This is a genomic window from Tellurirhabdus rosea, assembly GCF_026278345.1.
GTDB classification, from domain to species: domain Bacteria; phylum Bacteroidota; class Bacteroidia; order Cytophagales; family Spirosomataceae; genus Tellurirhabdus; species Tellurirhabdus rosea.
This window is the reverse complement of record NZ_CP111085.1, coordinates 4,083,751-4,097,500: the sequence shown is the minus strand read 5'-3', so window position 1 is coordinate 4,097,500 and position 13,750 is coordinate 4,083,751. Positions and strand designations below refer to the sequence as shown.

Sequence of the window (13,750 nt, the reverse complement as noted above, 5' to 3'; positions counted from 1 at the left end):
CCGTCGTGGGCCAGAAGCGTCCGCAGGTTTTCTTCCGTATAAACCACCTGTTCGGTATGCATCAGGTGCTGCCGGACATCGGTGGTCTTGATGGGCTGAAACGTACCGGCCCCCACGTGAAGGGTGAGGTAGTCGGTTTTGAAACCCTTCGCCGCCAGGTCGTCCAGAACGGCGGGCGTAAAATGCAATCCGGCGGTCGGCGCGGCGACGGCCCCTTCGATGCGGCTGTAAACGGTCTGGTAGGTTTCCTTATCGGCTTCCTCGGCTTCGCGTTTCAGGTACGGCGGCAGCGGAATTTTACCGGCTTCGTGTAAAATGGCGGCAAACGACTCGTCGGCCGGGGTCCAGCGGAAACAGACCTGCGACTGTCCGGCATCGTGCCAGGAAACGGTCAGTTCGGTTTCGCGGCCATCCACCCAAAACCGCCGGGTCAGGGTTTCGCCGTCTTTCCAGCGTTTGCGGTTGCCAATCATGCATTCCCAGACGCTGCTCCCGCGGTCGTCCATTGCCTCGGTCACGAGGCGGTCGGCGGGAGCCGGATTCAGCAGAAACAGTTCAATAACGGCCCCCGACGCGCGCTGGAAGTGCACGCGGGCCGGAATCACTTTGGTATTGTTGAAAACCAGCAGGCTGTCGGCGGGCAACTCGTCGGGCAGGCTGACAAACTGCCGGTGCTGAATAGCGCCGCTTTTGTACACCAGCAGCTTCGACTGATCGCGCTGCGGCAGGGGAAAACGGGCAATGCGTTCGTCCGGCAGGTCGTATTGAAACTGATGAAGCGTTAGGTCGGACATAGGTCGGCTTACTCCTCGTTGGCGGGTTTCATCATCAGTCGGATGGGCAGGGCCACGATGACGATGGCAAAAATCAGCGTACAAACCGGCAGCAGCCATTCGTGGCCGCCCAGCGCCGAATTGCCGAGCTGCTTGTTCAACTGACCCAGCACCCAGAGAGCCAGGGCCATCACGGTGTTGATGGCGGCCATCAGGGCGTAAAACCAGTTCTGAGTCAGCTCGTTCAGCTGCGTGCGGTGCCCGGCCCAGAGATTTTGATTCGGAATTGGCAGCGCCGCGCTTGGAACCCGGGGAAACAGACGCGCGACCAGACCCACCAGCGTATTGGTAACCAGAAAAATGGCAACACAGATATAAAAGAGGACATCCCGCTGGAGAAAGGCATCGGGTTGTTTCTGCGGAGTAAAATGAACGGCAACATTCTGGTCGAAATTGCTGTACGTATAGGTCAGCACAGCCGCAAAAGCCAGCATGGAAACCCAGCGCCACAGTTTAATGGCAAAAGTACTTACTTTCATGAAATCGATTAGTTAACCGGCGGGGTAACCCGTTCGGGGGTGCAAAGTTAGTTAAGGAAGTCGTAAGTCGTAAGGCGTAAGGCGTAAGTCTTTAAGGCGCATGCGGCCCGACGCCGCGATTATGCATTTTTGCGGTTGCACATTAATGCTGAACTTTACCGCTTCGCCCCTTGTCACGACTTACGACCGCAGCGGCGACCGCTTGCCACTTACCACTTATTGATTAACCCGACTGTTTTATGAAGATTTACACCAAAACCGGAGATAAAGGCCAGACTTCCCTCATCGGCGGAACGCGCGTCAGCAAAGGCGCCCTGCGGATTGACACCTACGGCACCGTCGATGAACTGAATTCCTACATCGGCCTTGTCCGCGACCAGCCCGTCAACGAAAGCCGCCGGGAATTGCTCAAGGAAATTCAGGACCGTCTGTTTACGGTCGGCGCGGAGCTGGCTACCGACCCCGAAAAAACCATCAAAAAGCCCATGCCCGCCATCGTGGAAGCGGATATTGAGCGGCTCGAACAAGCGATGGATGCCCTGGATGCCGAACTGCCCGAACTGCGAAAATTCGTGCTCCCGGGCGGACACCAGGCCGTATCGTTCTGCCACCTAGCCCGCACGGTCTGCCGCCGGGCCGAACGACTGGTCATCACGCTCTCGGAAACGGAGCCGGTCGATCCGCTGGTGATTCAGTACCTCAACCGGCTTTCGGACTACCTGTTTGTGCTGAGCCGCAAAATGGCGCAGGAGCTTGGCGCCGAGGAGGTGACCTGGGAGCCGCGGACGCTCTAAATCCGCCCTCCTACCGGCGGTTACCTTCCGGGTTCGTCCGTTTCCCGAGCCGGTACGCCTGGACGGGTTGCCCGGTTAGTCCGGCCAGCAGATACGCTGCCCCGGCGTTTCGGACCACCGCCAGCGACCGGACAGCCCCGGACCACCAGAGGCCGGATTGCGCGGGCGTCAGGAAGGCGAACTGCCGTTTCCCGCTATTGAGCAGGACCTGCCCCCGGTTGGCGTCGAAGTTGCCGAAGCGCACCCGGTTGCGGAGCTGATTTCCGCCCAGAATGAGGTCTTTATGCCCGTTTCCGTCTAAATCCACGGCGGCGAGGGCATAAACGGGCGCGGTCTGTACGTCCGGCAGCAGCGGTTCGGCTTTAAACGTGCCGTTTTCATTCCAGAATACCATCGACCGCAGTTCACCCGCCTCCGCCTGAATGACCGGTTTGGCCGTCGTGCCTGACTCCACCTCGGCCATTTCGGCTTTGGCGAACTGGAGATAATCCGGGTACTTTTTGCGCAGCAGCGTAAACTGGTCGAGCATTTCGTCGCGGGCGTAGAAGGGGAACAGCCGGCCGTTTTCGTAGGTAGCCAGCACGGGCACGAGGCGGTTTTCGATTTCCATGCCCAGCAGTTTCACCGGGGTTTCGGGAGCCGCCCGCAGCTGCGAATTGAGGCCCATGTTGCCGGCCACCAGGTCCGGGTCGCCATCGCCGTCCAGATCCTCGGCCAGCAGTTGGGTCCAGCAGCCGGACACCGCCGGGAAGTGGTCTTTCTTCTCCTGAAACCGGTTACTGGCAAATTCGAACAGCCGGATACGGCCAAACTCCGCGGCCGTCACCAGGGCCGGTTTCCGGTTGGCACCCAGCAAAACCCAGCGGGCATCCGTCACCATGCCGAGCGTACGCAGGGCCGGGTCGGCGACGGACGTAAACCGGCCTTTCCCGTCGTTTTGCAGAAAAACGCTGGGCGGGGCGTCCGGAAAACGGCCGGGCGTCACCCGCGCCCCGATGAACACGTCCGCATCGCCATCGCCGTCGGCATCGGCCGCCCGTACACAGGACGCACTCAGGCGCAGATCGGGCAAAGCCGCTTTCGACAAGATGCCCTTTCCGTTGTTCAGATAAAGCCGGGGCTGGAGAAGCGGGTCGTTGGCGGGCAGTTGATACCCCGCACTGACGACGAGCAAATCGGCATCCCGGTCTCCGTCGGCATCCAGCCAGACCGCATCGGCGTCCGTCGCCGGAGCATCGCGGACCAGCGCAGGCTGCGGCACCGCTTTCCAGCCGTTTACCTGTCCCAGAAAAACCTGTCCGGCCTGCCCCGGTCCGCCGCCGACAAAAATGTCCGGAAATCCGTCGCCGTTGGCATCGCCGGTTGCCAGACACGGCCCAACGCCGGAAAGCGCGTGCGGCAGCAGCGGCTGGATTTTGTAATCGTTCAGGCTGTCGGTCTGGTGCGTAAACGGGAGCCGGGCCGGAATGGCCTCGATGAGTTCCGAAGCGTCGGAAGAACGGGATTTTGCGGCGGGGCCGGCGTCTGCGTAGCGAAAGGTCTGGGACTGGCTGGCGGCCAGAGCGGACCGGCTTTCCGTTTTGCCGTCCGACCAGACGATCTTCACCCGTTTAACCTGCGCCGTTTTCCCCAGTCCGAATACCAGCGGGCCGTCCATCGACGACTGGAAACCGCGGACCGGCGCAACCTCCTGATACTGCGCGCCGCGGTCGGTCAGGACCTCGATCCGGGCCCCGATTCGTTTGGCCGGCGGGCCTTCGAGCCGGACGGTCAGCTGCTGATTGCCGATTTTTTTGTCGGACAGGTTCCGGTAAATGCCCGCTTCGGCGTTGACGTTATTGACCACCAGATCCTGATCCCCGTCGTTGTCCAGGTCGGCGTACGCGGCCCCGTTGGATTGGGTCGGCTCCGAAAATCCCCAGTCGGCAACTTTGTTTTCAAACGCGTGGCCGCCCCGGTTACGGAAGATGTAGTTGGGTTCGCTGATCGACGGCATTTTGGCAATGACCGCCATCGGATCGGACGGCTTCCCGGTGGTGCGGGCCTGCAACTGTTCGTCCATCGTGAATTTCAGAAACTCCATGTTCGTGTAATCTCGGGCGTAGCCGTTGGTGATGAACAGGTCCTTCCAGCCGTCGTTGTCCAGATCGGCAAAAAGGCCCGCCCAGCTCCAGTCGGTGTTGGAAATGCCCGCCAGTTGCCCGATTTCGCCGAAAGCAGGCGTCGCTACGGGCGACGTGCCCGGCTGGTTGCCCAGGTTCAGCTGAAGCATGTTCCGCATGGTCTGGTGGTGAAAACCGGCCCTGAGCAGCAACTGGTATTTGTCGTAATTATCGTCCCCGGAGGTCAGCTTGAGCCGTTCGTTCCGTTCGGGCAGCATGTCGAGCGTGAGCAAATCCATCCGGCCGTCGTTGTTCACATCCGCCGCATCAGAGCCCATAGAGTACAGCGACGTATGCCCCATCGACTCGCGAACGGCCTCCCGAAACTGCCCGTTTTGCTGGTTCAGGTAGAGGTAATCGTTTTCGTTATAATCGTTGGAAACGTACAGGTCCAGCCAGCCGTCGTTGTTAAAATCCGAAACGGCCACGCCCAGCCCGAAGCTCAGTACGTTTGAAATCAGCCCGGCCTCAGCCGTTCTGTCGGTGAAATGCCCGTTGTCATTGCGGTACAGTCGGCTGCCGTAATCGGGGTTCTGCTGCTGCTTGAAATCGGCGATGGCCCGGCTGAACCCGGCGTATTCCTGAACGGAATGGTTCAGCAGAAAACAGTCCAGGTCGCCGTCGCGGTCGTAGTCGAAAAAGGCCGCCTGGGTGGAATAGGCCGGGTCGTCGAGGCCGTAGTAGGCGGCTTTTTCGGTAAAGGTCAGATTTTTGTTGTTGATGAACAGCAGGTTCCGGCGGAGTTTGGGGTTCTGCGCGGCCGAACGGCACACGTAGATATCCAGCCAGCCGTCAGCGTTGATGTCCACGACCGAAACGCCGGTGTTCCAGCCATCGGCCGCCGCCACGCCCGCCTTTTCGGTAATGTCTTCAAAGGTGAAATCGCCCTGGTTGAGGTACAGTCGGTTGGCCGACAGGTTGCCGCTAAAATACAGATCAATCCGGCCGTCGTTGTTGAAATCCCCCGCCCCGATGCCGCCGCCGTTGTAAAAGTAGCCGTACTTGAGCACGTTGAAATCCGGCGACTCTTCGAGGTAATTGGCAAAACGGACGTTGGTTTTGGAAGCCGACATTTTTTCAAAAAGCGTATCGGGCTCCCGGCAGCCAGCCATCAGACAAACAAGACCGGCAAGGGCCAAACGGCGAAGGCAATTCATACAACCACGGGGTAATGAATGGGCAAAGAATGATGAATCTAATAAAAAACGGGCAGTTTTGAGCTGCCCGTTTTCCTTTCGTCGGGACATTAGTTTTTATCCCACCACAGCGGCGTATTCGCCTTGTCGGGTCCGTTCAGCAGCTTTTCGGCGTCCTTGACCGCGGCCGCATTGGTCTGCTTCTCCAGATCGAGGAACGGAATCCGGCGCAGCACACCGCCCACGGGTACATCCGAATTGTCGCTGTTGGCCACCGGGTACAGTTTCGGGTAGCGCGACCGGCGGAATTCGGCCCAGGCTTCGAGCCCGTCGGGGTAGAGCGCCAGCCATTTCTGCGTCCCGATCTGCTCCCGCTGCATGGCCACCGTGCTGCCCCACCGGACGGGGATGTTCGACATGGCCGGTGAATTGAGGCCGTCGCCCGGAGCAATCGGGGTGCTCGTGCTGTTGATGTACGCCTGCACGGCCGCGCCGGAGAAGCCCCACTGCTTCATGGAAACTTCGATGCCTTTTTCGTACAGGTCCTTGGCGGTGCCGCCCATGCTCCAGCCGTTGAGGGCACCCTCGGCGCGGAGGAAATACGCCTCCGCCGCGTGCATCACGTCCTGCGGAGTGGTCTGCTGGCCCTGCCAGGCCGAGCCGCTGCCCGCTACCCAGCGCGTGCCGACGTTCGAGTTGTTGTCGTTCGAGTTGGCGGGCTGGTTCAACTGGGCGGGTGTCAGGCCGTTGCGCAGCCCTTCGTAGGTTTTGGTTCCGCTGGCCGGCTGGAAGTAGATGCCCATCCGCGGGTCCTGGTAGCCTTTCAGCACCGATTCCATGGAAGCCGACATCCGGAACTCGTTCCAGACCGAAATGCCCGAGAGTCCGTTGAAATCCGAGCCTGCCAGCGATTTTACCATCAGCGCATCGTCCTCGACATCGGCCATGACGCCTCCGGCCACGGCGGCTTCTGCCTCTGTTTTGGCGCGGGCGGGGTCTGCCTTCGAGATACGCAGAGCCAGCCGCAGGCGAAGCGTGTTGGCAAACTTGATCCATTTGTTGACATCCCCGGCGTAAATGAGGTCAAACTTGCCGTACGGCTTTTCGGACTTTTTGCCGTTCAGCACCTTGACCGCGGCGTCCAGCCGTTTGAAGAAATCGTCGTAGATCTTGTCCTGGGCGTCATAGGCGACCGTTTTGGCCGGTTCACCCGCTTTGAAATACGGGATCGGGCCGTAATAATCGGTTACCCGGTGGAAGGTGTACACCCACATGATGCTGGCCAGGGCGTTTTCGGACGAAGCCTTATCGGTCTGGTCCAGCAGCGTTTTCAACTGGGGCACCACTTCCGTGTAGATCGGCTGCCAGTGCCACTGGAGCCAGTCCATCCGCAGGACGTAGCGGTCGGACGGAAAATAGGTGGCCGTGGTGGCAAAATACTGCGAATACAAGTCTGCAAAGAGGTTCTGGGCGACCTGATACCGCCAGAAAGCGTAGGAAGAAGCCGACTGCGCCTTGGAGAACAGATACGGATATTCGTTCGTGCCAAGCGTGGTGAGCTTGGTCTGGTTGGTGTTGAGCTCTTCGAATTTGTCCGTACAGCCACCAAAGGTCAGCACCGACGCCACCGCCATTCCACCGAACAGACCTTTCAGCAGGCGGGTATTTTTCTGGATAATCATAGCTTGCTAAGCAGAGTTGCGGGTTAGAAAGACAATTTCAGGTTCAGACCGACCGAGCGCGAGGACGGCAGGTTGCCGTATTCCACGCCCTGGTAGTTGCCAGCGCCGAGGTTGACATCCGGGTCAAACTGCATCTTCCGTTTGCCGACGCCCGGAATGTCGAGGATGGCGTTGCCGCGGTAGAGGAAAAACAGGTTGCGGCCCACCAGCGACAGCTGCGCCGAGCGGATAAAGAATTTAGGCAGATTGAGCGTGTAGCCGATGGACATTTCCCGCAGGCGTACGTTCGTGGCGTCGTAGGTAAAGAATTCACCCCAGGAGTAACGTCCGCCCGAAACGGTGGTCCAGAACGTTTCGGCATTGATCGCCTTGGTGTTCGTTTCGCCGCTTTCGGTGACGGCTGGCAGCACCCAGTTGCCGGTCCGGTTGGCCGTGGTGTAGTCCGCATTGCCGTCGAAAGCCAGGTTGGCGTCCGTGCCGGAGGTCATGATTCCGCCGAAGCGCCCGTCAAACAGCACCCGTGCCGACCAGCCGCCCAGCGTGAACGTGTTGCTGAAGCCCAGCATGAGGTTGGGGTTGAAATTGCCGATCTTCTGCTGGTCCGTCGCCACCGGCTTGCCGTTGGCATCCACGACAAACCGGCCCTGGGCGTCGCGTTTCCACGTCTGCGCATACAGGTCTCCGTAACGGCCGCCTTCCTCCACAACCGGCCCGGCCGTCCGGCCGTAGCCGCCGCCCAGAAAAGCCCGCTTGATGTCGGGGTGCAGTTCGACGATTTTGCTCACGTTGTGGGCGAGGTTCACCGAAACATCCCAGCCCAGGCGGCTCGCGTCGGACAGCGGTTTGCCCGTCAGCGTCAGTTCAATTCCGGAGTTCTGCACATTTCCGGCGTTGATGAACTGCTGCGAGAAGCCGGAGGCCGGAGCCAGACCCAGGCGCAGGAGCTGGTTCTTGGAATTGGTCCGGTACCAGGTGAAGTCGAGGCCAAGGCGGTTGTTGAGGAACCGCACATCGGCACCGAATTCGCGGGCTGTGGTCAGTTCCGGTTTCAGGTTCTCGATGGCTTTCAGGTCGTCGCGGGAAATAAAGCCGCCCGTTCCGCCCTGCCCGAAGGAGTACGTCTGCTGGAGCAGATAAGGCGGCGCATCGTTACCGACCTGCGTGATCGAACCGCGCAGTTTGGCAAACGAAATGGCCGACGGCAGTTTGGTGACCTCCGAAAGAATCACGGTAGCGCCCACCGACGGGTAGAAGTACGAATACGGCTTCGGCAGCGTAGACGACCAGTCGTTCCGGGCCGTCAGGTCCAGAATCAGCCAGTCTTTGTACGAAAACTGGGCCGTTCCGAGCAGGGCCTGCAACTGGCGCTGAACCAGTTCGGTCCCTACCGAGAGGTTGTTGGCAAACGAAAGGTCGAACTTGTTGGGCACCAGCAGGCCGTTGGCGTTGGTGGCGGTGTACACGTAAGACCGGTCGTTGAGCGAACCGCCCAGCGTAAAATTGAGCGCAAAACTATCGCCAAACTTCTTGTTGCCCAGCAGCAGCAGGTCCATGTTGCGTTCGATGTTCTGGGAAGTGGCTACCTGGTACGAACCGCCCGCCTGCGCAAACAGCAGCGTTTTGTCGTAATACTTGAACGTCGAGCGGTCGTCGTAGCGGTCGTAGCTCACCCGGCCCTGCAGGGTCAGCCAGTCGGCCAGTTCGTAACGGGCGACGGCCAGGGCACTGATGCGGTTCCGGAGTTCGTTGTTCAGCGTCCGGTTCAGCGTCCAGTACGGGTTCATGTAGATGGACGAGGTTGTCCAGTACGTCGGGTTGCCCTGGGCGTCTTCAAACTGCTCGTATTTTGCCAGATCAACGCTGCGCGGGATTTTGTACACGTTCATGACAATGCCGCTTTCTTCGCCAACCTTGATCTTGTTGTCGATCAGCTGATTGACGTACGTAATGCGGGCATCCGTCGAGAAGCGTTTGCTGATCTGGTTACTTACGCGCAGGTTCAGCGTGTGGCGCGTCAGGTCGTTGTTCGGAATGAGGCCCTGGTTGTAGTTGTGCGTGTAGGAAAAATACGACTGTACCTTTTCCGTACCGCCGGTGACGCCGATGGAGTTGTTGGTAGACACCCCGTTGCGGAAAAAGTCCCGGACGTTGTCGGGGTAAGTGGTGGTTGGCGCGCCCCAGCTGCCGCTGGCTTTGTCGCCCGCATTTCCCCCGTTGCCCTGTCCGTAGGTGTTCTGCAGGTTCGGCAGAATCGTCGGGGATTCGATGGCTACACCCGAATTGAGGCTTGTCTGCACCCGGCCAACCTTCCCGCGTTTGGTCGAGACCATAATGACGCCGTTGGCGGCCCGTGAGCCGTAAAGGGCGGCGGCGGCGGCTCCTTTCAGCACCGAAATAGACTCAATATCGTCGGGGTTGATGTTGGCGGCGCCGTCGCTGCCGTTGAACCCGCCGAAGTCGTTGCCGACCTGTCCGCCAAGCGAATTGTCGATGGGCATCCCGTCGATGACAAACAGGGCGTTGTTGCTGCCCTGGATGGAGCGGTTACCCCGCAGCACCACGCGCGCGGCGGCACCCGGGCCACCGGCTCCCTGCGTGACGACCAGCCCCGCCACTTTTCCCGACAGGGTATTGACGAAGTTGGCATCCCGCACCTCGGTCAGCTGGCGGCCTTCCACGCGCTGGGCCGAGTACGTCAGGGTCTTCGCCTGCCGCTCAATCCCGAGGGCGCCGGTGATGGTGACTTCCTGCAGGGTCCGGGTATCGGGCTGTAACGTCACGCTGACCGTCGACTGACCGGCCCCGACCGCTACTTCCTGCGACAGGTAGCCGACCGTCGAGATGGTCAGCGTAGCCGCGCCCGGCTGAACGGCAATCCGGAAGGCACCGCTGGCATCGGTGTTCGTTCCGCGCGTGGTTCCTTTCACCACCACGTTGGCGCCGGGCATCGCCTGCCCTGCCTCGTCCGTGACTGTTCCGGACACCTGTCGTTCCTGCGCCCAGAGTCGGGTCACAGTAAGACACAACGCCAGAAACATGAGTAGTTTTCTGTACATAGAGCTTGAAAAGTTAGGTTTTGGATAGGTTGGCACAGAAGGAAGTTCTGTGCTTCCTCGCTTAAATATCATAAAAAATGGTTGGTTGGCAACCTTATTTATAAAATATTTTAATAATTATAAAAAATAGTATATATTCTCATTTTTCAACCATATCTCTAATCCAGCCGGAGAGTCAATTTGGTAAGTATTACTCATAAGTATTGCCCGCGCTGTTTTGGATCAGCTGGTCAAAACGGCGCGCAGAAGGAGGCGCTTTATCCGCCGAAAAAAGCCATATACTTGTTAAGACAACTTTTTTCTTCGTTAATCACGTTTATTCGATAAACTACAATTCAAATTCCCTACATTTGCTGGCTATCAACTCTCTGCCCCGTTTGGTGGTTAATCGGGCGGACCTTATCGGATACAACAATGACTACGGACGTACTCAGCATCGAACTGCGCAAAGCAGGACGCTCCCGGATTGAGGAGGTCGATTTCAACAACCTGCCCTTCGGCAAGCACTTCTCGGACCACATGTTCGTGGCCGATTTTGTGGATGGTCAGTGGACCAACCTACAGGTCGTGCCGTTCGATAACTTCACGCTAAGCCCGGCCCTTTCGTCCCTGCACTACGGACAGGCGATTTTTGAAGGCATGAAGGCGTACAAAAACGAAGCGGGTGAAGTGCTCCTGTTCCGTCCGCTGGATAACTTCCGCCGGATGAACGAGTCGGCCAAGCGCATGTGCATGGCCACGCTACCGGAAGACGTCTTCATGGGCGGTCTGGAAGCCCTGCTGAAAGCCGACGCCGACTGGGTGCCGAGCACGCCGGGCAGTTCGCTTTACATTCGTCCGTACATGTTCGCGACCGACACCTTCCTCGGCGTCGCTCCGTCCAAAACGTACCGTTTCTGCATTTTCACCTGCCCGGTTGGGACCTATTACGCCAAGCCGCCGAAGGTGAAAGTCGAAACGGAATACATCCGGGCCGCCCCCGGCGGCGTGGGTTACGCCAAGTGTGCGGGCAACTATGCTGGGTCGATGTACCCGACCATGCTCGCCCAGCAGGCCGGTTACGACCAGATTCTGTGGACCGACGCCAGAGACCATCGGTACTTCGAAGAGTCCGGTACGATGAACGTGATGTTTGTCATCGACGGCAAGGTGGTGACGCCGCCCGCTTCGGACACCATCCTGAGAGGCGTTACGCGCGACAGCGTGCTGCAGATTGTCCGCCACCTCGGCGTTGAGATCGACGAGCGTCCCGTTTCGGTCGAGGAGGTCATCAGCGGCCTGCAGAACGGCCGGGTGACGGAAGCGTTCGGCGTCGGTACGGCCGTTGTCGTATCGCCCTACGCCCTGATCGGCTACGAAGGCACGGATTACAACCTGCCCGAACAGACGGAAGATTCGGTGGCCCGCCGGGTGTATCACTTCCTGGACGACCTGCGCACGGGCCGTTCGGAGGACATCTTCGGCTGGACGTACAAAGCGGTATAAGCTCCAAAACATAGAAAGCGGCGGTCCGAACCGGGTGAGTCAACAAACTCCGGTTCGGACCGCCGCTTTTTTGGGGGTTGATTTTTTATGAAGCCTTACTTTGCCGAGGCCGAAAGGTTGGTGGCCGCCCCGGTGAAGGTAAATTTCAGGCCGAAGTTCTTGCCCTTGGTGACGTCTTTCATCACCAGCCGCGCGGCGGGGGCATTCCAGACCGTTTCGGACCCGTTTGGCACCTGCCTGCCAAAACGCTGGTTGAAGTAGTCCGTCAATTCCCGCGTGTACCGGGTCAGCGACGCCTGGTCATTGAGATACAGATCGACGTCAATCTTGTTGACTTTTCCCGCCGGGTCGTGAAAGTACAGAATGTCCGTGCTTTCCAGATTCGGGTACTCAAACGTGTAGCCTACGTGGCTCGAACTGGTTTCGAACTGCTCGATTTTTTCTTTTGCCTTCACGTCCGCAATGGCGTCGCCCAGGTTCACGCCCCGGAACAGCCCGGTGTCTTCGCCCACCAGCCGGCGCAGGTCGGCGCTCGCTTCGATGTCGGCGGACGTTTCCGTGGCCGGCTGCGTCTGGGTGGTGCTATCCGTCTGCTGCACGGCATCCCCGGACTTTTTGGTATTGCAGGCGCTGACCGTCAACAAAGTGGCCGCGAATAAAGTAAGAAAGCGCATTGGTATCAGGTGCGGAGGCTCCGTCCGCGTTTACAAATCGTACAAATATGTGAAATAAAAGCCGGTTTCGCCGCGCCCGTTGACGGCATAATTAAACTGAAACACGGCATTGTAAAACGTTACAACGTCCAGCCCCAGGCCCGTACCGCCCAGCCAGCGGTTAGCAAAGCGGCTTTCGTACCGTTTGGCCAGCGAACTGTGCACGTAGCCCGCGTCGCCGTAAGCCGTCAGATAAATGGCCAGCGGCACCGTGCTGAACTGCCGGACGGGTATCCATTTAAACGTCTTCCGGATGTTCAGCACCTGAAAACGAAAAGTATTTTTGACCAGTCCGTACCGTTGTCCGTCGATGACGTAAAGTTCGTAGCCCCGCACAAAGTCGTTCAGATAACCGAGGCCGCGCAGGTTGAAATACGGCTGGCGTTCCGGCCACGACAGTTTGCCGCTGACCATCGTGCTGAAGTACCAGCGGCGGCTGAGGGGCACAAACCGGCTCAGGCTTCCCTGCAGCTCCGTTTGCTGTAAATCGTCGGTCGGCAACAGCCCGAAACGGTCGGCGTTCAGTTCGAGCTGGTAGCCTTTGAGCGGGTAGGCCACGTTGTCGCGGCGGTCGTAGATGTAGGAGTAACCGAGGTGAAAATAACGCTGCCGGGTGCGGCCGCCCAGAAAATAGTCCGGGTTGAGGCGGGCGATGGTATCCGCAACGTTTGTGCGGCTGTAGCGCAGTTCGGCCCGGTGGAAGGTGTAAAACTGGTTCCGGCGCGTCAGCACCACCCCCGCCGCAAACCGGTCGCGCAGCAGCCGTTCGTCGCGGAGATACACCAGTTTGTCGCCTGCCGAGCGCCAGGCAATTTCCTTGTTGGTGATGTAGGACGCTCCGACGCTGATGCCCGTCTTCTGCGCCCGGTCGATGTACGGCAGCGTGTACGTCAGATCGGCGCGGGTGAGAAAACCGAACTCCAAAATGGCGCGGAGGCGGTCGTTGTTGCCGGTCACGTTCTTGTAGTACATCCGCCCGCCGTAGATGGTCCGGCGCAGGTCGCGGTTGCGTTCGTACCACCATTCGCTGAAATTCCGGTCGGCCAGGAAGAAGGTTGGAAAGGCAAACAGAAACATCCGTTCCTTCAGTTTCACCTCCACGTCGATCCGCTGCGAATCGGCCGGAACGGCCGCCACATCGACGGTAATAAACAGATTGGTATTCGAAATCTTACGCCCGTCCCAGGCCAGTTTTTCGGCCAGCTGCCCTACCCGGATGGTATCGCCCGGGCGGAGTTCCATCTCCCGCCGGATAATCCGCTCACGGGTCCGGTGATTGCCGTCAATACGCACCGAGCGCACAATCACGGTGGAATCGGGTGGTGCGGCGGGTGTCCCCAGGGATGTCAGATAAAGGAGTAGCGATACGAGCATTCAGCCTCAGGCACTGCAAAAAGCGTTCTCAAAATG

General features: G+C 59.2%; 9 protein-coding genes (1 of these 9 cut by a window edge). 2 read left to right on the top strand and 7 right to left on the bottom strand.

Annotated elements, in window-relative coordinates; genetic code table 11:
- Together ORG26_RS17380 and ORG26_RS17375 are read right to left on the bottom strand one after the other, a co-directional pair.
- Positions 1 to 794, bottom strand: the 5' portion of a protein-coding gene (locus ORG26_RS17380) for an S-adenosylmethionine:tRNA ribosyltransferase-isomerase (RefSeq protein ID WP_266363988.1). The gene continues 412 nt to the left of window position 1, outside the view; only the first 794 of its 1,206 coding nucleotides appear in the window; it begins with the start codon at positions 792 to 794; the stop codon falls past the left edge of the window.
- Positions 795 to 802: 8 nt separating this feature from the next.
- Positions 803 to 1,312: a hypothetical protein gene (locus ORG26_RS17375; protein WP_266363986.1), complete on the bottom strand. Its 510-nt coding sequence runs from the start codon at positions 1,310 to 1,312 to the stop codon at positions 803 to 805.
- A gap of 239 nt (positions 1,313 to 1,551) precedes the next feature.
- Here ORG26_RS17375 and ORG26_RS17370 point away from each other — a divergent pair, with 239 nt between their 5' ends.
- Positions 1,552 to 2,106 carry a cob(I)yrinic acid a,c-diamide adenosyltransferase gene (locus ORG26_RS17370; RefSeq protein WP_266363984.1) on the top strand — a complete coding sequence of 185 codons (555 nt, stop codon included), beginning with the start codon at positions 1,552 to 1,554 and terminating at the stop codon, positions 2,104 to 2,106.
- 10 nt (positions 2,107 to 2,116) lie between these two features.
- Here the strand turns inward: ORG26_RS17370 and ORG26_RS17365 are convergent, their stop codons facing one another.
- The 3 genes from ORG26_RS17365 to ORG26_RS17355 all read right to left on the bottom strand — a co-directional run bounded on the left by ORG26_RS17365 (position 2,117) and on the right by ORG26_RS17355 (position 10,142).
- Positions 2,117 to 5,425, bottom strand: a complete 3,309-nt coding sequence (locus ORG26_RS17365; protein WP_266363982.1) for a VCBS repeat-containing protein — start codon at positions 5,423 to 5,425, stop codon at positions 2,117 to 2,119.
- An 89-nt stretch (positions 5,426 to 5,514) separates the two neighbouring features.
- Positions 5,515 to 7,086 carry a SusD/RagB family nutrient-binding outer membrane lipoprotein gene (locus ORG26_RS17360; RefSeq protein WP_323134282.1) on the bottom strand — a complete coding sequence of 524 codons (1,572 nt, stop codon included), beginning with the start codon at positions 7,084 to 7,086 and terminating at the stop codon, positions 5,515 to 5,517.
- A gap of 23 nt (positions 7,087 to 7,109) precedes the next feature.
- Positions 7,110 to 10,142 (bottom strand): SusC/RagA family TonB-linked outer membrane protein, encoded by a 3,033-nt coding sequence (locus ORG26_RS17355; RefSeq protein ID WP_266363980.1) that lies wholly within the window; start codon positions 10,140 to 10,142, stop codon positions 7,110 to 7,112.
- A 414-nt stretch (positions 10,143 to 10,556) separates the two neighbouring features.
- Here ORG26_RS17355 and ORG26_RS17350 point away from each other — a divergent pair, with 414 nt between their 5' ends.
- Entirely contained in the window at positions 10,557 to 11,627 is a 1,071-nt protein-coding gene (locus ORG26_RS17350; RefSeq protein ID WP_266363978.1) for a branched-chain amino acid aminotransferase, read from the top strand.
- Positions 11,628 to 11,722: 95 nt separating this feature from the next.
- Here the strand turns inward: ORG26_RS17350 and ORG26_RS17345 are convergent, their stop codons facing one another.
- Together ORG26_RS17345 and ORG26_RS17340 are read right to left on the bottom strand one after the other, a co-directional pair.
- Positions 11,723 to 12,301, bottom strand: a complete 579-nt coding sequence (locus ORG26_RS17345; RefSeq protein WP_266363977.1) for a hypothetical protein — start codon at positions 12,299 to 12,301, stop codon at positions 11,723 to 11,725.
- Positions 12,302 to 12,331: 30 nt separating this feature from the next.
- On the bottom strand, positions 12,332 to 13,714 hold the full coding sequence (locus ORG26_RS17340; RefSeq protein ID WP_266363975.1) for a BamA/TamA family outer membrane protein: 1,383 nt from the start codon (positions 13,712 to 13,714) through the stop codon (positions 12,332 to 12,334).
- Positions 13,715 to 13,750: the final 36 nt, after the last annotated feature.